Source organism: Pseudomonas entomophila (assembly GCF_018417595.1).
GTDB lineage: Bacteria > Pseudomonadota > Gammaproteobacteria > Pseudomonadales > Pseudomonadaceae > Aquipseudomonas > Aquipseudomonas entomophila_C.
Genome location: NZ_CP070982.1, coordinates 5,850,017 through 5,868,706 on the forward strand (window position 1 = coordinate 5,850,017; position 18,690 = coordinate 5,868,706).

The 18,690-nt window shown below is 64.9% G+C and carries 18 protein-coding genes; 13 read left to right on the forward strand and 5 right to left on the reverse strand.

Annotation, left to right across the window (positions count from 1 at the left end; genetic code table 11):
- Positions 1–59 precede the first annotated feature (59 nt).
- Complete coding sequence (locus JYG34_RS25720) at positions 60–839, forward strand: exodeoxyribonuclease III (protein ID WP_011536402.1); 780 nt, start codon at positions 60–62, stop codon at positions 837–839.
- 58 nt (positions 840–897) lie between these two features.
- On the opposite strand, the gene rph is transcribed toward JYG34_RS25720, so the two are convergent.
- The gene (gene rph / locus JYG34_RS25725) at positions 898–1,620 is read right to left on the reverse strand and encodes a ribonuclease PH (protein ID WP_011536403.1); all 723 of its coding nucleotides are present in this window, start codon (positions 1,618–1,620) and stop codon (positions 898–900) included.
- Positions 1,621–1,848: 228 nt separating this feature from the next.
- On the opposite strand from rph, the gene JYG34_RS25730 reads away from it, so the two are divergent.
- On the forward strand, positions 1,849–2,712 hold the full coding sequence (locus tag JYG34_RS25730; protein ID WP_213658905.1) for a YicC/YloC family endoribonuclease: 864 nt from the start codon (positions 1,849–1,851) through the stop codon (positions 2,710–2,712).
- 13 nt (positions 2,713–2,725) lie between these two features.
- Entirely contained in the window at positions 2,726–3,382 is a 657-nt protein-coding gene (gmk, locus tag JYG34_RS25735; RefSeq protein ID WP_213658906.1) for a guanylate kinase, read from the forward strand.
- A gap of 78 nt (positions 3,383–3,460) precedes the next feature.
- On the opposite strand, the gene JYG34_RS25740 is transcribed toward gmk, so the two are convergent.
- The 3 genes from JYG34_RS25740 to JYG34_RS25750 all read right to left on the reverse strand — a co-directional run bounded on the left by JYG34_RS25740 (position 3,461) and on the right by JYG34_RS25750 (position 7,273).
- Positions 3,461–4,999, reverse strand: coding sequence for an APC family permease (locus JYG34_RS25740; protein WP_213658907.1), 1,539 nt, complete (start codon positions 4,997–4,999; stop codon positions 3,461–3,463).
- A 113-nt stretch (positions 5,000–5,112) separates the two neighbouring features.
- Entirely contained in the window at positions 5,113–5,886 is a 774-nt protein-coding gene (locus JYG34_RS25745) for a gamma-glutamyl-gamma-aminobutyrate hydrolase family protein (protein WP_213658908.1), read from the reverse strand.
- 4 nt (positions 5,887–5,890) lie between these two features.
- Positions 5,891–7,273 carry a glutamine synthetase family protein gene (locus JYG34_RS25750; protein ID WP_213658909.1) on the reverse strand — a complete coding sequence of 461 codons (1,383 nt, stop codon included), beginning with the start codon at positions 7,271–7,273 and terminating at the stop codon, positions 5,891–5,893.
- 206 nt (positions 7,274–7,479) lie between these two features.
- Between JYG34_RS25750 and JYG34_RS25755 the strand changes: the two genes are divergently transcribed.
- The 5 genes from JYG34_RS25755 to JYG34_RS25775 all read left to right on the forward strand — a co-directional run bounded on the left by JYG34_RS25755 (position 7,480) and on the right by JYG34_RS25775 (position 12,265).
- Positions 7,480–8,355, forward strand: coding sequence for a LysR family transcriptional regulator (locus tag JYG34_RS25755; protein WP_213658910.1), 876 nt, complete (start codon positions 7,480–7,482; stop codon positions 8,353–8,355).
- Between the two features lie 287 nt (positions 8,356–8,642).
- Complete coding sequence (gene rpoZ, locus JYG34_RS25760; protein WP_008091595.1) at positions 8,643–8,906, forward strand: DNA-directed RNA polymerase subunit omega; 264 nt, start codon at positions 8,643–8,645, stop codon at positions 8,904–8,906.
- Between the two features lie 59 nt (positions 8,907–8,965).
- The gene (gene spoT, locus JYG34_RS25765; RefSeq protein WP_011536410.1) at positions 8,966–11,074 is read left to right on the forward strand and encodes a bifunctional GTP diphosphokinase/guanosine-3',5'-bis pyrophosphate 3'-pyrophosphohydrolase; all 2,109 of its coding nucleotides are present in this window, start codon (positions 8,966–8,968) and stop codon (positions 11,072–11,074) included.
- A gap of 23 nt (positions 11,075–11,097) precedes the next feature.
- Positions 11,098–11,478, forward strand: coding sequence for a RidA family protein (locus tag JYG34_RS25770; RefSeq protein ID WP_011536411.1), 381 nt, complete (start codon positions 11,098–11,100; stop codon positions 11,476–11,478).
- A gap of 58 nt (positions 11,479–11,536) precedes the next feature.
- On the forward strand, positions 11,537–12,265 hold the full coding sequence (locus JYG34_RS25775; RefSeq protein ID WP_213658911.1) for a hypothetical protein: 729 nt from the start codon (positions 11,537–11,539) through the stop codon (positions 12,263–12,265).
- Between the two features lie 117 nt (positions 12,266–12,382).
- Here JYG34_RS25775 and JYG34_RS25780 read toward each other — a convergent pair whose 3' ends face one another.
- Positions 12,383–13,240, reverse strand: a complete 858-nt coding sequence (locus JYG34_RS25780) for an SDR family oxidoreductase (protein WP_213658912.1) — start codon at positions 13,238–13,240, stop codon at positions 12,383–12,385.
- 192 nt (positions 13,241–13,432) lie between these two features.
- Here JYG34_RS25780 and exbB point away from each other — a divergent pair, with 192 nt between their 5' ends.
- The 5 genes from exbB (at position 13,433) to recG (ending at position 18,662) form a co-directional block, all read left to right on the forward strand.
- Positions 13,433–14,395 (forward strand): tonB-system energizer ExbB, encoded by a 963-nt coding sequence (gene exbB / locus JYG34_RS25785; protein WP_213658913.1) that lies wholly within the window; start codon positions 13,433–13,435, stop codon positions 14,393–14,395.
- 3 nt (positions 14,396–14,398) lie between these two features.
- A complete protein-coding gene (gene exbD / locus JYG34_RS25790) occupies positions 14,399–14,827 on the forward strand; it encodes a TonB system transport protein ExbD (RefSeq protein WP_011536415.1) in 429 nt (142 codons plus the stop codon).
- Positions 14,824–15,558, forward strand: coding sequence for an energy transducer TonB (locus JYG34_RS25795; RefSeq protein WP_213658914.1), 735 nt, complete (start codon positions 14,824–14,826; stop codon positions 15,556–15,558). The genes exbD and JYG34_RS25795 overlap by 4 nt, the downstream gene beginning before the upstream one ends.
- A gap of 94 nt (positions 15,559–15,652) precedes the next feature.
- Positions 15,653–16,579 carry a hydrogen peroxide-inducible genes activator gene (locus tag JYG34_RS25800; RefSeq protein ID WP_011536417.1) on the forward strand — a complete coding sequence of 309 codons (927 nt, stop codon included), beginning with the start codon at positions 15,653–15,655 and terminating at the stop codon, positions 16,577–16,579.
- A gap of 4 nt (positions 16,580–16,583) precedes the next feature.
- Positions 16,584–18,662: an ATP-dependent DNA helicase RecG gene (gene recG, locus JYG34_RS25805; RefSeq protein WP_011536418.1), complete on the forward strand. Its 2,079-nt coding sequence runs from the start codon at positions 16,584–16,586 to the stop codon at positions 18,660–18,662.
- Positions 18,663–18,690 lie beyond the last annotated feature (28 nt).

The following is an 18,690-nucleotide window of genomic DNA, read 5'->3' on the forward strand; positions in this document are numbered from 1 at the left end:
ATTTAGCTAAATGTGTTGAGCTCGGGTATCATACACGCACGAGATTTTTGGGGCCATTTATGCGGATCATCAGTGTGAACGTAAATGGCATTCAGGCTGCGGCCGAGCGTGGATTGCTCAGCTGGTTGCAAGCCCAGAATGCCGACGTCATCTGCCTTCAGGATACCCGCGCCTCGGCCTTTGAACTCGACGACCCAGCTTTCCAGCTCGATGGCTATTTCCTTTACGCCTGCGACGCGGAGGTGCCCACCCAAGGTGGCGTGGCACTGTACTCGCGCATGCAGCCCAAGGCAGTCATCACCGGCCTGGGCTTCGAGACAGCCGATCGCTACGGGCGTTATCTGCAAGCAGATTTCGACAAAGTCAGTATTGCTACCCTGCTGCTGCCTTCGGGCATGAACGGCGACGACGACTTGAACCAGAAATTCAAGTTGATGGACGACTTCGCCAAGTACCTGGACAAGCAGCGTCGCAAGCGACGCGAATACATCTATTGCGGCTCGTTCTACGTGGCGCAGCAGAAGCTCGACATCAAGAACTGGCGCGACAGCCAGCAGTCGGTCGGCTTCCTGCCGCCAGAGCGTGCCTGGATGGACGCCATCACCGGCGACATGGGCTATGTCGACGCGCTGCGCGAAGTCAGCCGCGAAGGCGACCAGTACAGCTGGTGGCCGGACAACGAACAGGCAGAAATGCTCAACCTGGGTTACCGGTTCGACTACCAGATCCTCACTCCAGGCCTGCGCCGCTTCGTGCGCAACGCCCGCCTGCCGCGCCAGCCGCGCTTCTCGCGCCATGCACCGCTGATCGTGGACTACGACTGGACCCTCACCATCTGAGGCCTCCAGATACAAGAAAGCCGACATGACGTCGGCTTTTTTGTATCTGCCAGAACGGTCAGTCGGCCAACGCGGCCTGCTGCAGCTCGAAGATCTCGCCCATGCCCTTCTGCGCCAACGCCAGCATGGCGTTGAAGTCTTCAGGCTGGAACGGCGCGCCTTCGGCGGTGCCCTGCACTTCGATGAAGCCACCGGCGCTGGTCATGACCACGTTCAGGTCGGTCTCGGCAGCGGAGTCCTCGAGGTAGTCGAGGTCGAGCACGGCCTCGCCCTGATACATGCCCACCGACACTGCGGCGATCATGTGCTTGAGCGGGTTGCCGCCCTTGAGCCCGCCACGCTTCTTGATCACTGCCAGGGCGTCACACAGGGCGACCATGGCGCCGGTGATCGACGCGGTGCGGGTGCCGCCGTCGGCCTGGATCACGTCGCAGTCGACGTACAGCGTGATGTCACCCAGCTTGCTCATGTCCAGCGCGGCGCGCAGGGAGCGGCCGATCAGGCGCTGGATCTCGAGGGTGCGGCCGCCTTGCTTGCCACGGCTGGCCTCGCGCTGGTTACGCTCGCCGGTGGAGCGCGGCAGCATGCCGTACTCGGCGGTCAGCCAGCCTTGGCCCTGGCCTTTGAGGAAGCGGGGAACACCATTTTCGACGCTGACCGTGCAGATGACCTTGGTGTCACCGAACTCGACCAGTACCGACCCCTCGGCGTGCTTGGTGTAGTTGCGGGTGATGCGGATCGAGCGGAGCTGATCGGCGGCGCGACCACTTGGACGTTTCATCTGGGATACCTGTACCGGGACTTTGAATCTGCCGAGCATTATAGGGCGCGACGCCCGGCGAGGACACGCCTATCGTCGCAGCCCGGGCAGTCTGTCGACTTTTCCCATCACCCCCCCGGTGCGCCTGTAGCATGGCTGGATTGGGCGCCCGGGCCGCACTGCGCTACAATCCTGCGCCTTGCAGCCGAAAGGCTTTCCCGCTCACCCGAATTACGCGAGGTACTCCCCATGGTGCACAGCATGACCGCTTTTGCTCGAGTCGAGCGCGCTGGCAGCCAAGGCACCCTGGTCTGGGAGCTGCGCTCGGTCAACCACCGTTATCTCGAACCGCACCTGCGCCTGCCCGAGGCCCTGCGCGATCTCGAGGGCGCGGTGCGTGAAGGCCTGCGCCAGGGCCTGTCGCGCGGCAAGGTCGAGTGCACGTTGCGGCTGAACGAGGATAGCACCGGCAAGCCGTTGCAGGTCGACCGCGAACGCGCCGCGCAACTGGTCGCCGCCGCCGAGGCCGTGGCCAGCCTGATCAAGCAGCCGGCCCCGCTCAACCCGCTGGAAGTGCTGGCCTGGCCAGGCGTGCTGGTGGCGGATGCCACCGACCCGCAGGCACTGAACGCCGAAGCCATCGCCCTGTTCGATGAAGCCCTGACCGAACTCAAGGCTGGGCGCCAGCGCGAGGGCGTCGAGCTGGCCCGCCTGATCAACGAGCGCCTGGACAACATGGCCACCGAGGTGGCGACCCTGCGCACCCTGGTACCACAGATGCTGGCCGTGCAACGGCAGAAGATCCTCGACCGCTTCAGCGACATGAAGGCCGAGCTCGACCCACAGCGCCTGGAGCAGGAGATGGTCCTGCTGGCCCAGAAAAGCGACGTCGCCGAAGAACTGGACCGCCTCAGCACCCACGTCACCGAGGTGCGCCGGGTGCTCAAGTCCGGCGGCGCCGCCGGCCGGCGCCTGGACTTCCTGATGCAGGAACTCAACCGCGAAGCCAACACCCTGGGCTCCAAGGCCTTCGACCCGCGCAGCACGCAAGCGGCGGTCAACCTGAAGGTGCTGATCGAACAGATGCGTGAACAAGTACAGAACATCGAGTAAGGCCACCCCCACCATGAACCACAGCAGCGGCACCCTCTACATCGTTTCCGCCCCTTCCGGCGCCGGCAAGACCAGCCTGGTCACGGCGTTGATCAAGGACGACCCGCGCGTCAGCGTTTCGGTCTCGCACACCACCCGCAACAAACGCCCGGGTGAAGAGCATGGCGTGAATTATCACTTCGTCAGCCACGACGAGTTCAAGGCGCTGATCGATCGCAACGACTTCCTCGAACACGCCGAAGTATTCGGCAACTTCTACGGTACTTCGCGCAGCGCGTTGCAAGAGGTGCTGGACAAAGGCAACGACCTGATCCTGGAAATCGACTGGCAAGGCGCCCGCCAGGTGCGCGAACTGATGCCGCAAGCTCGCTCGGTATTCATCCTGCCGCCCAGCCAGGAGGCACTGCGTCAGCGCCTGGACAATCGCGGCCAGGACAGCGAGGAGATCATTGCCGGGCGCATGAAGGAAGCGGTCAGCGAGATGGAGCACTACGACGAGTACGAGTACGTCATCATCAATGACAACTTCGACACGGCGCTGGAAGAGTTGAAGGCCGTGTTCCGCTCGAACCGCGAAGAGGGTGTGGATGCCGTGGCACGCGCCGAAACACTGAAACTGGAGAAACAGCAGCAGACGCACGGCGCCCTGCTGAAGCAGCTGATCGGCTGATGAACGCATCGCGGGGCAAGCCCGCTCCCACGCTGTGACTCGTGGGAGCGGGCTTGCCCCGCGATGGTTTCGAGGTTGTTATTCCTGCAACTGCAGCGTCGCCTGCTGACGCAGGGTAGCCCCCAGGAAATACGCCGGCGCCCGCAGGCGCGAGAGCATCATCAGCACGATCCCCAGCGCCGAGATGATCGCCGCGATCACGAACACCAGCCCCAGCCCACCCACATGCGAGCCGCTGCCGAAATCCGGCGAGGCGCTGTCGATTGCCGTGCGCACAAAGATCACCGACAGGATCACCCCACCCACCAGCGGGCACGCGCCGCGCATGAAGAAGTGGCGCAGGCTGTCGAACAGGCTGTGGCGGAAGTACCACACACAGGCGAACGCGGTCAGCGAGTAGTAGAAACAGATCATCATGCCCAGGGCGGTGATGGTATCGGCCAGCACGTTCTCGCTCAGGGTGCGCATGGTCACGTAGAACAGGCCAGCGGCGACACCGGCGCAGATGGTCGCGTAGCGCGGGGTCTGCGAACGCGGGCAGACCTTGGCGAAGCGCTGCGGCACGGCACCGTAGTAACCCATGGCCAGCAAGGTGCGCGCAGGCGAGACGAAGGTCGATTGCAGCGACGCTGCAGTACTGGCCAACACCGCGATCGACATCAGGATCGCCAGCGGCCCCATGACCGGACCGGCCAGGTGGGCGAAGACGTTTTCCTGGATGCGCGGGTTGTTCAGGCCCAGGCCATCCTCGCTGATCCCGGCGAATTGCAGGGTGGCGATGGCGGTGAGCAGGTACAACCCAAGGATCAGCAGTACGGTCCAGGTGGCGGCCTTGCCCGGCACCTCTTCACTGCCGACCGACTCTTCGCTGACGGTCAGGCACACGTCCCAGCCCCAGAAGATGAAGATCGACAGCGAAAGGCCCGCAGCGAACGCCGAGAACGACTCGACGCCGAACGGGTTGAACCAGGCAAGATCGAACGCCAGCGGCGGCGGCGCCGTGGTCTCGCTGAAGGCGGCGAACGCAAAGCCGATCAGCACCAGCAGCTGCAAGGCCACCAGCCCGTACTGCACGGTCATGGTGGTGGCCATGCCCCGGCAACAGATCCACACCGCCAGGGCGATGAACACGCAACACGTGACGACGTTGATCAACAAGTTGTCCGCCAGGGCCGCCAGCTCCTGGTTGCCGGTGATCTGGGCGATGAACAGGTAGAAGAAGTCGACCGCCACCCCCGCGAGGTTGGACAGCACGATGGTGGTGGCGACCACCAGGCCCCAGCCGCCGATCCAGCCGATCATCGGGCCGAAGGCACGGGCCGACCAAGTGAATGACGTGCCACTGTCAGGCTCCGCCGAGTTCAGCTCGCGGTAGCCGAGGGCGACCAGCAGCATCGGCAGGAAGCCGACGATGAACACCGCCGGCAGGTGCGCGCCGACCTCGCGCACGGTCGGGCCGAGCGCGCCGGTCAGGGTATAGACCGGGGCGATGGTGGAAATGCCCAGCACCACGCTGGCCAGCAGGCCGAGACGGCCTTTGGCCAGGCCCTTGCCACGCTGGATGCTGCCCGAGTCGGCCGCGTCGGGTGGGCGGCCGGCTTCTGTGTATTCGTTCATGAGTCTGTGCCGTAACTATTGGAATTGTTCTCACAGGCCCGCCGTAGAGGGCCCACTTTCACTCATTGAAAGCTTGCAATGGGGGCACGGTCATCCAGGACCTTCGGCTAACGTCACACTGTTATCGGACGCACACCTTCCCGTGCAGCATGGGCAATGCAGGCCTCGCGGAACGCCTCGAACAGGCGCAGCGAAACCGGGTTTTCGGCGAAACGCCATTCAGGGTGCCACTGCACGCCGAGTACAAAGCCCGGCGCATCAGGCATCGACACCGCTTCGATCAGGCCATCCGGGGCCCGTGCCTCGACGCGCAGGCCCGGGGCCAGGCGGTCGATGCCCTGGCTGTGCAGCGAGTTGACCTCGAACCGCGCAGCCAGGCCCAGGCGCTCGAACATCCCGCCCGGCTCGATAGCGACGGGATGACGAGGGCCGTATTGCACCTCCAGGGGTGCATCCTCAGGTTCACGGTGGTCCAGGTAGCCGGGCAATTCCTGCACGCGCTGGTGCAGGCTGCCGCCAAGGGCCACGTTCAGTTCCTGGAAGCCACGACAGACGCAGAACACCGGCACGCCGGCGGCAATCGCCGCCTGCAGCAGCGGCAAGGTCAGACGGTCACGGGCAAGATCGTGCCGGGTGCCTTCCGCGCTGGGCGCGCCATTGTAATGATGCGGCTCGACATTTGAAGGCGAACCGGTAAAAAGAATGCCATCCAGGTGCGCCAGCAGCGCCTGCGGGTCGCTGCCGCGATCACGCGCCGGCAGGATCAGCGGCAGCCCGGCAAAGCCCGCGGCCTCGACATACTTGTCGCCCACCGTGTGCGACGAGTTCTTCCCCACCTGCTGGCGGCAGGCGCTGACACCGATCAAGGGGACCGCAATTGCGCTCATGGGCTTACACCGTGTGCAGGTACCAGTTGTACTCGAGGTCGGAGATCGACACTTCGAACTCGGCCAGCTCGCTCTCCTTGCAGGCCACGAAGATATCGATGTAGTCCGGGCTGATGTATTGGTTGAGGACTTCACTGTCGTCCAGCGCGCGCAGGGCATCGCGCAGGTTGTTCGGCAGGCTCTGTTCCAGCTGTTCGTACGAATTGCCTTCGATCGGCGCATCCGGCTCGACCTTGTTGGTCAGGCCGTGGTGGATGCCGGCGAGGATCGCCGCGAGCATCAGGTACGGGTTGGCGTCGGCGCCGGCCACGCGGTGCTCGATGCGCACGTTCTCGCTGCTGTCGGTTGGTACGCGGACCGCCACGGTGCGGTTGTCCAGGCCCCAGCTCGGCGCGTTGGGCACATAGAACTGGGCGCCGAAGCGGCGGTAGGAGTTGATGTTCGGGCACAGGAAGGCCATCGACGCCGGCATGGTCTCCAGCACGCCGCCGATGGCGTGGCGCAGGGTGTCGCTCTGCTGCGGGTCCTCTTGGGCGAAGATGTTCTTGCCGGTCTTCTTGTCCAGCAGCGAGATGTGCACGTGCAGGCCGTTACCCGCCTGGCCCGGGTAGGGCTTGGCCATGAACGTGGTGTCCATCTCATGGTCGTAGGCGACGTTCTTGATCAGGCGCTTGAGCAGGATCGCGTAGTCGCAGGCCTTCAGCGGGTCGGCGACGTGGTGCAGGTTCACCTCGAACTGCGCCGGGGCGCTTTCCTTGACGATGGCATCGGCCGGCAGGCCCTGCTCCTTGGCCGCTTCGAGCATGTCCTGCAGACAGTCGGCGTATTCGTCGAGGTCGTCGATCAGGTACACCTGAGTGGACTGCGGGCGCTTGCCCGAGATCGGCGAGCGCGGCGGCTGCGGGCGTCCGTTGAGGTTGTCCTGGTCGATCAGGTAGAACTCCAGCTCGAACGCGGCGCAGATATCCAGGCCGAGATCGTCGAACTTGCTCACCACCTGGCGCAGCACTTCCCGCGGGTCGGCGAAGAACGGCGCGCCGTCCAGCTCATGCATGGTCATCAGCAACTGCGCGGTCGGGCGCTTCTGCCACGGCTCGTCCGACAGCGTGCCGGGGATCGGGTAGCAGATGCGGTCGGCGTCGCCAATGTCCAGGCCCAGGCCGGTGCTCTCGACCGTCGAGCCATTGATGTCCAGGGCGAACAGCGAGGCCGGCAGATTGATGCCCTTCTCGTACACCTTGTGCAGGCTGGCGCGCTCGATGCGCTTGCCGCGCACCACGCCGTTCATGTCGGAGATCAGCAGGTCGACGTATTGGGTATCCGGATGGGCATCCAGGAATTCATTCATCTCGCGGGAAGAACTGGCGCACGGAGAGACCGACGTCATGGCTGTACATCCTTTGATTCGGAGCGGCGATGTGGGGGCTACGGCTGACGCCTCGAAGGGCGACGATGGAATTGCTGTTGTTCTTTTCACTGACCCATCGTGGGGGCTGGTTGCCGACCGGCTGCATTGATTCCCGGGGGCCGTTCCACTATAAAATGGCCTCCACGCAACAGACATTGGCATTTCGGCAAGCAGAGCGTGCATCAATGCAATATCAGATCAACCACGCCGACCTCTCCCTGGTCCTGGCACTGGAGCGCGGCCGCTCGCTGGCAAAGGCCGCCGAACTGCTCAAGGTCGACGTTTCCACGGTGTTCCGCTCGATCCGGCGACTGGAGTCGGCGCTGGGCACCGCCTTGTTCGTCAAGAGCCGCAAGGGCTACCTGCCCACCGACACCGCCCAGGCCCTCGCCGAGCAGGCCGAGCGCGCCGAGCAGGCACTGGATGCGGCGCGCATCGCGCTGACCAGCGGCGAGCAGGTGGTCAGCGGCACGGTCCGCGTGACCTGCACCGAAGCCGTCCTGCACAGCCTGCTGCTGCCGGCGCTGGCCGAGTTCATGCCCAACTACCCCGCGCTGTCGCTGGAAATGGGCACTTCCAACACCTTCGCCAACCTCAGCCGGCGCGATGCCGACATCGCCCTGCGCCTGACCAACACGCCGCCTGAGCACCTGGTCGGCCGCTGCCTGGGCTCGACGTCCTACGTGATCTGTGGCCGCCCGGAGCTGCGCGAACGGCTCCAGGCTTCTGCCACCAGCGTGCCGTGGATCGCCCCCGACGACTCCATGCAGGACCATGCCACCGTGGTCTGGCGCAACCAGCATCACCCCGGGCTGGTACCGCGCTACCAATGCAGCGGCATGTCGACCATCGCCCAACTGGTGACCACCGGCCTGGGCGTGGCGGCGCTGCCCGACTACATGGTTCACGACCTGCCGGACGTGGAAGCGTTGAGCGGCCCGTTGCCCGGCTGCGACACGCAACTGTGGCTGCTGACCCGGCCGGATTGCCGAGCGTTGCGCTCGGTGCAGACGCTGTTCGAGGAGCTGACCCCACGCCTGCGCGACGCAATGTTGCGTTAACGCGCCAAGGCCGGTTGTTTTCGGGTAACAGGAACCGTTATCGTCGGCAGCAAGGCTGAGTATTGTGTGGGCCTTGTCGCGGGTAAACCCGCTCCCACAGGGACCGCGTAGCGCTCAAGGGGCATCAAATCTGTGGGAGCGGGTTTACCCGCGAATGGCCTCACTGCACGACCTGGGCAGGCACCCGACAAAACAGCCCTTCCCTATTGGCTGGTGATTTTTTAAACTATCGAGTCCGCCTGCCCATTCTGGGCGCACGCCTATCGCATTTGCTACTGAGGAAGACCATGGCCCGCGTAACTGTTGAAGACTGCCTGGAACACGTGGATAACCGCTTCGAGCTGGTCATGCTCTCGACCAAGCGCGCCCGCCAGCTCGCTACCGGCGGCAAAGAACCACGCGTTGCGTGGGAAAACGACAAGCCAACCGTCGTCGCCCTGCGTGAAATCGCCGAAGGCATCGTCACTCCAGAGTTCATCGCCGCCGAAGAGATCGTCACCGAGGATCCGGTATTCGCCGCGTTCGAGGACGAGAACAACGAGGCCGTCTGATTGATGCCCAGTCGACACCGTGCGGCGCAAGGCCCTCTTCTTCAGCAAGAGGTGAAACCATGCCGGGTATAGAAGCCCTCGCCGAACGGCTGTCGACTTATCTGGGCCCCGAACAGGTCAACCTGGTCCGGCGCGCCTACTTCTACGCCGAGCAGGCCCACGATGGCCAGCGCCGCCGCAGCGGCGAGCCCTACGTGACCCACCCGCTGGCGGTCGCCAGCATCCTCGCCGACATGCACATGGACCATCAAAGCCTGATGGCGGCCATGCTGCACGACGTGATCGAAGACACCGGCATCGCCAAGGAAGCCTTGAGCCAGCAATTCGGCGAGACCGTCGCCGAGCTGGTCGACGGGGTCAGCAAGCTGACCCAGATGAACTTCGAGACGAAAGCCGAGGCGCAAGCCGAAAACTTCCAGAAGATGGCCATGGCCATGGCCCGCGACATCCGCGTGATCCTGGTCAAGCTGGCGGACCGCCTGCACAACATGCGCACCCTGGAAGTGCTGTCCGGCGAAAAACGCCGGCGCATCGCCAAGGAAACCCTCGAGATCTACGCCCCCATCGCCAATCGCCTGGGCATGCACACCGTGCGCGTGGAGTTCGAGGACCTGGGCTTCAAGGCCATGCACCCGATGCGTTCGTCGCTGATCCACCGGGCGGTCAAGAGCGCGCGTGGCAACCGCAAGGAAATCGTCGCCAAGATCGAGACTTCGCTGGCCAACTGCCTGGCCGCCGACGGCATCGAGGGCGAAGTCAGCGGCCGGCAGAAACACCTCTATGGCATCTACAAGAAGATGCGCGGCAAGCGCCGCGCCTTCACCGAGATCATGGACGTGTACGCCTTCCGCATCATCGTCGACAAGGTCGACACCTGCTACCGCGTGCTCGGCGCCGTGCACAACCTGTACAAGCCGCTGCCGGGCCGGTTCAAGGACTACATCGCGATCCCCAAGGCCAACGGCTACCAGTCGCTGCACACCACGCTGTTCGGCATGCACGGCGTACCCATCGAGATCCAGATCCGCACCCGCGAAATGGAAGAGATGGCCAACAACGGCATCGCCGCGCACTGGCTGTACAAATCGAACGAGGAAGAGCAGCCCAAGGGCAGCCATGCCCGCGCCCGCCAGTGGGTCAAGGGCATCCTCGAACTGCAACAGCGCGCCGGCAACTCGCTGGAATTCATCGAGAGCGTGAAGATCGACCTGTTCCCGGACGAGGTCTACGTGTTCACCCCCAAAGGCCGGATCATGGAGCTGCCCAAAGGCTCCACCGCCGTCGACTTCGCCTACGCGGTACACACCGACGTCGGCAACAGCTGTATCGCCTGCCGCATCAACCGCCGCCTGGCGCCGCTGTCCGAACCGCTGCAGAGCGGTTCGACCGTCGAGATCGTCAGCGCCCCGGGCGCGCGCCCCAACCCGGCTTGGCTCAACTTCGTGGTCACCGGCAAGGCGCGCACGCACATCCGCCACGCCCTCAAGCAACAGCGCCGCTCCGAGTCGATCAGCCTCGGCGAGCGCCTGCTGAACAAGGTGCTGACCGGCTTCGACAGCAGCCTGGAACAGATCCCCCAGGAACGCATCCAGGGCATCCTCACCGAGTATCGCCTGGAACTGGTCGAAGACCTGCTCGAGGACATCGGCCTGGGCAACCGCATGGCCTATGTGGTCGCCCGCCGCCTGCTGTCGGCCGAAGGCGAACAACTGCCGGCGCCGGAAGGCCCGCTGGCGATCCGTGGCACCGAGGGCCTGGTGCTCAGCTACGCCAAGTGCTGCACCCCGATCCCGGGCGACCCGATCGTCGGCCACCTGTCGGCGGGCAAGGGCATGGTCGTGCACCTGGAAGACTGCCGCAATATCAGTGAAGTCCGCCACAACCCGGAGAAGTGCCTGCAACTCTCCTGGGCCAAGGACGTCACCGGCGAGTTCAACGTCGAACTGCGCGTCGAGCTGGAGCACCAGCGCGGCCTGATCGCCCTGCTGGCCAGCAGCGTCAACGCCGCCGACGGCAACATCGAAAAAATCAGCATGGACGAACGCGACGGCCGTATCAGCGTGGTCCAACTGGTGGTCAGCGTGCACGACCGCGTGCACCTGGCCCGCGTGATCAAGAAACTGCGTACCTTGACCGGCGTGGTCCGCATCACCCGGATGCGTGCGTAGTCCGCCAACCGCAAGGAGTCATCATGAGCAAGACTGTCATCAACAGCGACAAGGCCCCTGCCGCCATCGGCACCTACTCGCAGGCGATCAAGGCCGGCAACACCGTGTACATGTCGGGCCAGATTCCGCTGGACCCGAAAACCATGGAGCTGGTCGAAGGCTTCGAAGCCCAGACCGTGCAGGTGTTCGAGAACCTGAAGTCGGTTGCAGAGGCTGCTGGCGGTTCGTTCAAGGACATCGTCAAGCTGAACATCTTCCTCACCGACCTGAGCCACTTCGCCAAGGTCAACGAGATCATGGGCCGCTATTTCGAGCAGCCCTACCCGGCACGCGCCGCCATCGGCGTGGCAGCCCTGCCCAAGGGCGCCCAGGTCGAGATGGACGCCATCCTGGTCCTCGAGTGACACTTGGGTGACGGGCCCCACGCCCGTCACCACCCCTTCCTGCCCCAAGGTTTCCACCATGCGCCACGCACTGCCTCTCGCGCTGGCAGCCCTGCTCCTGGGCGGCTGCGCCAGCCACAAACCCGAAGACTTCAACGGTACCTGGATCAACCAGGCCGCCATCGACGCCGCCGCCAAAGGCACCAGCCTGCGCCAGGCCCTGAACGATCACGGGCCGGTGCTCGAATGGAAGATCGACGTCAAGAACCAGCAAGCCAGCTTCAGCAACGGCTTCGAAGCTGCTGAAGGCCGCCTGAGCGCCAACGAGAAAGACTGGCAGGTCAGCTTCGAGGGCGGCCTGAACGAGCAGCTCAAGCTTGATGGCAATGAACTGCAGGCTATAGACCCCTCGGGCCACGAACAGGTCTTTGTCCGCGCCAAGCCTGAGGACAGCAACGCGCCTCTGGGTGGCAGCTTCGAAAGAGCGCTGTACAAAACCTACCTGGGTGGCGACTGGAAGATCGTCGAGGGTCAGGGCAAAGGTGCCGTTGTGCGTTTCAGCGACACCGGCGGCGTGACCGGCCTGCCCGGCCCGGATCGCTTTGCCCTGTGCCTGGCCGGTGATTGCGCGACCATGGGCGACGGCAACGACAGCCTGTGGCTGGAACGCAACCAACGCGGTGCGCCGTGGATCTTCAAGCGCGACGGCGACACCCTGGAGATCTTCCAGGCGGTGAACCGTGCGCAGCCTGACGAGATGCCGCAACTGGCCGCAGGTGCGCGGCAGTGGGTACTGGAGAAGGACTGAAGCGCACACGATCCCTGTAGGAGCGGCCTGTGCCGCGAAAGGGCCGCAAAGCGGCCCGAAGACTCAAGGGTCGCGGCACAAGGCCGCTCCTACAGGGGGCGTATCAACCCTTGAAGGTTAGTTTTTACCCTCAAGAATCGCGGCATACCCCTCTTTATAGCTCGGATACTGCGGCACCCAGCCCAGCGCCCGCGCCCGTGCATTGCTGCAGCGCTTGCTGCCAGTGCGCCGCACGCGCTGCTCATCCGACCATTCGGTTACCCCAAGATACCCGCGCAACCAGGCCACCACGTCCGCCAGCGGCGCCGGGTCGTCATCCACACCGATATAGCAATCATCGAGCACCACACCCTGGGCATCAGACTGCAGCAAATGCGCCAGCAGACTCGCGGCATCCTCGGCATGGATCCGGTTGCCATACAGAGGCGGCTCCTCGGCTACGCGGTAGCCCTGACGAACCTGACTCAGCAGCCACTCACGGCCCGGGCCATAGATACCGGTCAGGCGCACGATGCTGGCAGGGATGCCACTTTCGAGGGCCAGGCGCTCCGCTTCCAGCATCACCTTGCCGGAATAGCCTTCAGGCGCGGTACTCGCAGTTTCGTCGATCCACTCGCCATCCTGCTGCGCATAGACACTGCTGCTGGAAACGAACAGCAGGCGACGGGGCGCCTGGCCGTTACGCTCAAGCCACCCCAGCACATGGCATAGGCCCTCGACATAGGCGGCCCGGTAGCCGGCCTCGTCATGCTGGCTGGCCGCCACGCAATACACCAGATAGTCAGGCGCGCGCTCGGGCCAGGCCTCAGGCTGGCGCCGGTCGGACAGATCGGCGGCAATCGGCCGAACCCCTTCGGGCAGCTGATCGACCGAACGCCGCAAGCCGCTGACCTGCCAGCCTTGAGCAAGCAGTTGGCGGGCCAGGCGACTGCCCACATCACCGCAACCCACGATCAAAGCTGAAACGTCTGACATACCAAATCTCCTAATTCGAAAGACGCAGGCTATCGGTTTAGCGCGATAACCGGCTATACCAAGGTCAAAAAAAGCAATCACATTACTTTTGTTAACAAGAATTACTTGCAATAATGGCCGCCTTGTCTGTTCTCGGCCCGCCTCGAGGCCTCGAAGAACTCAACCCATTTCTCTTCATCAGGTCCGGCCAGCATGACACGCACTCAACCTTCCGCTTCGCCTACCCCGTCGCGCGCCTGGCGCGCCATCGCCGCGCTGATGTTCAGCCTGGTGCTGGCCCCGGCAGCCATGGCCGATGAGCCAGCCGCCCAAACCGCCACCCCGGCCGCCGCCACTGCCCCGGCCACCGAGGGCCAGGCTCCGGTGCCCGAGCTGACGCCTGAAGCCCAGGCGCTGGTCGACAACCTGCAGAAGTCCGCTGAAGCCGTGATCGCCGAAAACACTTCGCTGGGCATGGCCCACGACCTGTCCCCATGGGGCATGTACAAGAACGCCGACGTGGTGGTGAAAGCCGTGATGATCGGCCTGGCCCTGGCCTCGATCATCACCTGGACCATCTGGATCGCCAAGGGCTTCGAACTGATGGGCGCCAAGCGCCGCCTGCGTGGCGAAATCGTCGCCCTGAAGCGCTCCGTGAGCCTGAAGGAAGCCAGCGACGTCTCGAACAAGGAAGGCACTCTGGCCCACACCCTGGTCCACGACGCCCTCGAAGAGATGCGCCTGTCGGCCAACGCCCGCGAGAAAGAAGGCATCAAGGAGCGCGTCAGCTTCCGCCTGGAACGCCTGGTCGCCGCCAGCGGCCGCACCATGAGCAGCGGCACCGGCGTGCTGGCCACCATCGGCTCCACCGCCCCGTTCGTCGGCCTGTTCGGCACCGTGTGGGGCATCATGAACAGCTTCATCGGCATCGCCAAGACCCAGACCACCAACCTGGCCGTAGTCGCCCCAGGTATTGCTGAGGCCCTGCTGGCCACCGCGCTGGGCCTGGTCGCGGCAATCCCGGCCGTGGTCATCTACAACGTCTTCGCTCGCTCCATCGCCGGCTACAAGGCGCAGGTCTCCGACGCCTCCGCCCAGGTACTGCTGCTGGTCAGCCGCGATCTGGACCATCAGGGCAGCGAGCGCGCCGCCCCGCACATGGTGAAAGTGGGGTAAGCCATGGGCCTGCATCTCAACGAAGGTGGCGACGACCTCGCCGAGAACCACGAAATCAACGTCACGCCGTTCATCGACGTGATGCTGGTGCTGCTGATCATCTTCATGGTCGCGGCGCCACTGGCCACGGTCGACATCAAGGTCGACCTGCCCGCCTCGACCGCGAAACCCGCCCCGAGGCCCGAGAAGCCGGTGTTCGTCAGCGTCAAGGCCGACAAGAAGCTGTACGTCGGTGATGACCCGGTGGCCCAGCCCGACCAGCTTGGCGCGATGCTCGACGCCAAGACCAAGGGCGACAAGGAAACCACCATCTTCTTCCAGGCTGACAAGGGCGTCGACTACGGCGACCTGATGGAAGTGATGAACACCATGCGCGCGGCCGGCTACCTCAAGGTCGGTCTGGTCGGACTCGAGACGGCAGCCAAGAAATGACGAAAACGCGCTCGAACATGGCGCGCTACGGCATCGGCCTGGCCATCGTGCTGGGCGTGCACGTGGCCGCTGTGATGCTGACGCTCAACTGGTCGGTGCCCCAGGCCATCGAGCTGCCCCCGGCAGCGATGATGGTAGAGCTGGCGCCGCTGCCGGAGCCCGCGCCACCGCCACCGCCCAAGGCCGTCCCCAAGCCGCCGACGCCGGTCGAGGAGCCGCCACTGCCTAAGTTGGCGGAGGCCCCCAAGCCGAAGATCGCCATCGCCAAGCCGCCCAAGCCCAAGGCCAAGCCGCAGCCGCCCAAGCCTGAGAAAAAGCCCGAGCCGCCGAAGGACGAGCCACCGGCCAAGGACGATGTGGCGGATACGCCACCAAGCAACGCACAGCCGCAGAAATCGGCCGCACCGACACCAAGCATCGCCGCCAACAGCAATGCCCTGCCCAGCTGGCAGAGCGACCTGCTGCGCCACCTGGCCAAGTACAAGAAGTACCCGGAAGACGCTCGCCGTCGTGGCCTGCAGGGCATCAACCGCCTGCGCTTCGTGGTCGACGCCGAGGGCAAAGTGGTCTCGTACTCGCTGGCCGGAGGCTCGGGTAGCGCGGCCCTGGACCGGGCGACCCTGGAGATGATCCGTCGCGCCGGCACGGTACCGAAGCCACCAGCAGAGCTGCTGAACAATGGCACGATCGAAGTCGTGGCACCGTTCGTCTATTCCCTGGACCGACGCTGACGCTTTTGTTTCTGTCACAAAACGGCAAGTCTGATAACGTGCGTCTATCGATTGCAGCCGCTATGCTGGGGCCGCAACTTCATGGACGCACGTTATGACCCTCACCGAACTTCGCTACATCGTCACCCTCGCCCAGGAGCAGCACTTCGGCCATGCGGCCGAGCGCTGCCACGTCAGCCAGCCCACGCTGTCGGTCGGCGTGAAGAAGCTCGAGGACGAGCTGGGCGTGCTGATCTTCGAGCGCAGCAAGAGCGCCGTGCGCCTCACGCCGGTCGGCGAGAGCATCGTCGCCCAGGCGCAGAAGGTGCTGGAACAGGCCCAGGGCATTCGTGAACTGGCCCAGGCCGGCAAGAACCAGCTCACCGCCCCGCTCAAGGTAGGCGCCATCTATACCGTCGGCCCCTATCTGTTCCCGCACCTGATCCCGCAACTGCACCGCGTGGCGCCGCAGATGCCGCTGTACATCGAAGAGAACTTCACCCACGTGCTGCGCGAGAAGCTGCGCAACGGCGAACTGGACGCGGTGATCATCGCCCTGCCGTTCAACGAAGCCGATGTGCTGACGCTGCCGCTGTACGACGAGCCGTTCTGCGCGTTGATGCCAGCCGACCACCCCTGGACCCAGAAAGACACCATCGACACGGCCATGCTCAACGACAAGAGCTTGCTGCTGCTGGGCGAAGGCCACTGCTTCCGCGACCAGGTGCTGGAAGCATGCCCGACGCTCAACAAGGGCGGCGAAGGCTCGAAACACACCACAGTCGAATCCAGCTCGCTGGAAACCATCCGGCACATGGTTGCCTCGGGCCTGGGTGTATCCATTCTTCCGCTGTCGGCGGTGCACAGCCACCACTATGCGCCCGGTGTCATCGAGGTCCGCCCGCTGACTGCGCCGGCGCCGTTCCGCACCGTGGCCATCGCCTGGCGTGCCAGCTTCCCGCGGCCGAAGGCCATCGAGATCCTCGCCGACTCGATCCGCCTCTGCTCGGTGGCCAAGGCGCCCGTGGAACAACCGGCCTGAGCCCATGACCGAGCTGTCGAACGTCCCGGTCACGGCGCTCAAGGGCGTTGGCGATGCCATGGCGGAAAAACTCGCCAAGGTCGGCCTGGAGAACCTGCAGGATCTGCTGTTCCACCTGCCGCTTCGCTATCAGGACCGTACCCGCGTGGTCCCCATCGGCCAGTTGCGGCCCGGCCAGGACGCCGTCATCGAAGGCGTGGTCAGCGGCGCCGACGTGACCATGGGCAAGCGCCGCAGCCTGGTGGTGCGCCTGGGCGATGGCACCGGTGTGCTGAGCCTGCGCTTCTACCACTTCAGCAATGCGCAGAAAGAGGGCCTCAAGCGCGGCACTCATCTGCGTTGCTATGGCGAGGCCCGCCCCGGCGCCTCGGGGTTGGAGATCTACCACCCCGAGTACCGGGCGCTCAATGGCAGCGAGCCGGCGCCGCCGGTCGAACAGACGCTCACACCGATCTACCCGACCACCGAAGGCCTCACGCAACAGCGCCTGCGCCTGCTGTGCCAGCAGAGCCTGGGCCAGCTCGGCCCGCGCAGCCTGCCCGACTGGCTGCCTGACGAGCTGGCCCGCGACTACCAGCTGGCGCCGTTGAGTGATGCGATCCGCTACCTGCACAACCCGCCGTCCGACGCCGATCTGGACGAACTCGCCGAAGGCCATCACTGGGCCCAGCATCGCCTGGCCTTCGAAGAATTGCTCACCCACCAGCTTTCGCAGCAGCGCCTGCGCGAAAGCCTGCGTAGCCTGCGCGCTCCGGTGCTGCCCAAAGCCAGCCGCCTGCCCGCGCAGTACCTGGCCAACCTCGGTTTCAGCCCGACCGGCGCCCAGCAGCGCGTGGGCAACGAAATCGCCTACGACCTCAGCCAGCCCGAACCGATGATGCGCCTGGTTCAGGGCGACGTGGGCGCCGGCAAAACCGTGGTTGCCGCCCTCGCGGCCCTGCAGGCGCTGGAAGCCGGTTACCAGGTCGCCTTGATGGCGCCCACCGAGATCCTCGCCGAGCAGCACTACATCACCTTCAAGCGCTGGCTCGAACCGCTGGGTATCGAAGTCGCCTGGCTGGCCGGCAAGCTCAAGGGCAAGGCCCGCGCCAGCGCCCTGGAGCAGATCGCCAGCGGCACACCGATGGTGGTCGGCACCCACGCGCTGTTCCAGGACGAAGTGCAGTTCAAGCACCTGGCCCTGGCGATCATCGACGAACAACACCGCTTCGGCGTGCAGCAGCGACTGGCCCTGCGCAAGAAGGGCGTGATGGGCCAGCTGTGCCCGCACCAGCTGATCATGACCGCCACCCCCATCCCACGCACCCTGGCCATGAGCGCCTACGCCGACCTGGACACCTCCATCCTCGACGAGCTGCCACCCGGCCGTACGCCGGTCAACACTGTGCTGGTCGCCGACAGCCGCCGCTTCGAAGTGGTCGAGCGGGTCCGTGCCGCCTGCGCCGAAGGGCGACAGGCCTATTGGGTGTGCACCCTGATCGAAGAGTCCGAGGAATTGACCTGCCAGGCCGCTGAGAGCACCTTCGAGGAGCTCGGCAGCGCCCTTGGCGAACTGCGGGTGGGGCTGATCCACGGGCGCATGAAACCGGCGGAGAAGGCTGCGGTGATGGCCGAGTTCAAGGCCGGTGAACTGCAACTGCTGGTCGCCACCACGGTGATCGAGGTGGGCGTGGACGTCCCCAACGCCAGCCTGATGATCATCGAAAACCCCGAGCGCCTGGGCCTGGCCCAGTTGCACCAGCTGCGTGGCCGGGTTGGCCGGGGCAGCGCGGTCAGCCATTGCGTGCTGCTGTATCACCCACCGCTGTCGCAAATCGGCCGCGAGCGCCTGGGCATAATGCGGGAAACCAACGATGGATTCGTCATAGCAGAGAAGGACCTGGAGTTGCGCGGCCCCGGCGAAATGCTCGGCACCCGCCAGACCGGCCTGCTGCAGTTCAAGGTCGCCGACCTGATGCGCGACGCCGACCTGCTGCCCGCCGTGCGCGATGCCGCCCAGGCGCTGCTGGCACGCTGGCCGGGCCACGTCAGCCCGCTGCTCGACCGCTGGCTGCGCCACGGCCAGCAATATGGCCAGGTGTGACGCTCGTCCCAATATGGATCCAGCTTGT

Coding starts and splice junctions, on each gene's coding strand:
- JYG34_RS25720 (WP_011536402.1), top strand. CDS start 60: ATGCGGATCATCAGTGTGAACGTAAATGGCATTCAGGCTGCGGCCGAG.
- rph (WP_011536403.1), bottom strand. CDS start 1,620: ATGAAACGTCCAAGTGGTCGCGCCGCCGATCAGCTCCGCTCGATCCGC.
- JYG34_RS25730 (WP_213658905.1), top strand. CDS start 1,849: ATGGTGCACAGCATGACCGCTTTTGCTCGAGTCGAGCGCGCTGGCAGC.
- gmk (WP_213658906.1), top strand. CDS start 2,726: ATGAACCACAGCAGCGGCACCCTCTACATCGTTTCCGCCCCTTCCGGC.
- JYG34_RS25740 (WP_213658907.1), bottom strand. CDS start 4,999: ATGAACGAATACACAGAAGCCGGCCGCCCACCCGACGCGGCCGACTCG.
- JYG34_RS25745 (WP_213658908.1), bottom strand. CDS start 5,886: ATGAGCGCAATTGCGGTCCCCTTGATCGGTGTCAGCGCCTGCCGCCAG.
- JYG34_RS25750 (WP_213658909.1), bottom strand. CDS start 7,273: ATGACGTCGGTCTCTCCGTGCGCCAGTTCTTCCCGCGAGATGAATGAA.
- JYG34_RS25755 (WP_213658910.1), top strand. CDS start 7,480: ATGCAATATCAGATCAACCACGCCGACCTCTCCCTGGTCCTGGCACTG.
- rpoZ (WP_008091595.1), top strand. CDS start 8,643: ATGGCCCGCGTAACTGTTGAAGACTGCCTGGAACACGTGGATAACCGC.
- spoT (WP_011536410.1), top strand. CDS start 8,966: ATGCCGGGTATAGAAGCCCTCGCCGAACGGCTGTCGACTTATCTGGGC.
- JYG34_RS25770 (WP_011536411.1), top strand. CDS start 11,098: ATGAGCAAGACTGTCATCAACAGCGACAAGGCCCCTGCCGCCATCGGC.
- JYG34_RS25775 (WP_213658911.1), top strand. CDS start 11,537: ATGCGCCACGCACTGCCTCTCGCGCTGGCAGCCCTGCTCCTGGGCGGC.
- JYG34_RS25780 (WP_213658912.1), bottom strand. CDS start 13,240: ATGTCAGACGTTTCAGCTTTGATCGTGGGTTGCGGTGATGTGGGCAGT.
- exbB (WP_213658913.1), top strand. CDS start 13,433: ATGACACGCACTCAACCTTCCGCTTCGCCTACCCCGTCGCGCGCCTGG.
- exbD (WP_011536415.1), top strand. CDS start 14,399: ATGGGCCTGCATCTCAACGAAGGTGGCGACGACCTCGCCGAGAACCAC.
- JYG34_RS25795 (WP_213658914.1), top strand. CDS start 14,824: ATGACGAAAACGCGCTCGAACATGGCGCGCTACGGCATCGGCCTGGCC.
- JYG34_RS25800 (WP_011536417.1), top strand. CDS start 15,653: ATGACCCTCACCGAACTTCGCTACATCGTCACCCTCGCCCAGGAGCAG.
- recG (WP_011536418.1), top strand. CDS start 16,584: ATGACCGAGCTGTCGAACGTCCCGGTCACGGCGCTCAAGGGCGTTGGC.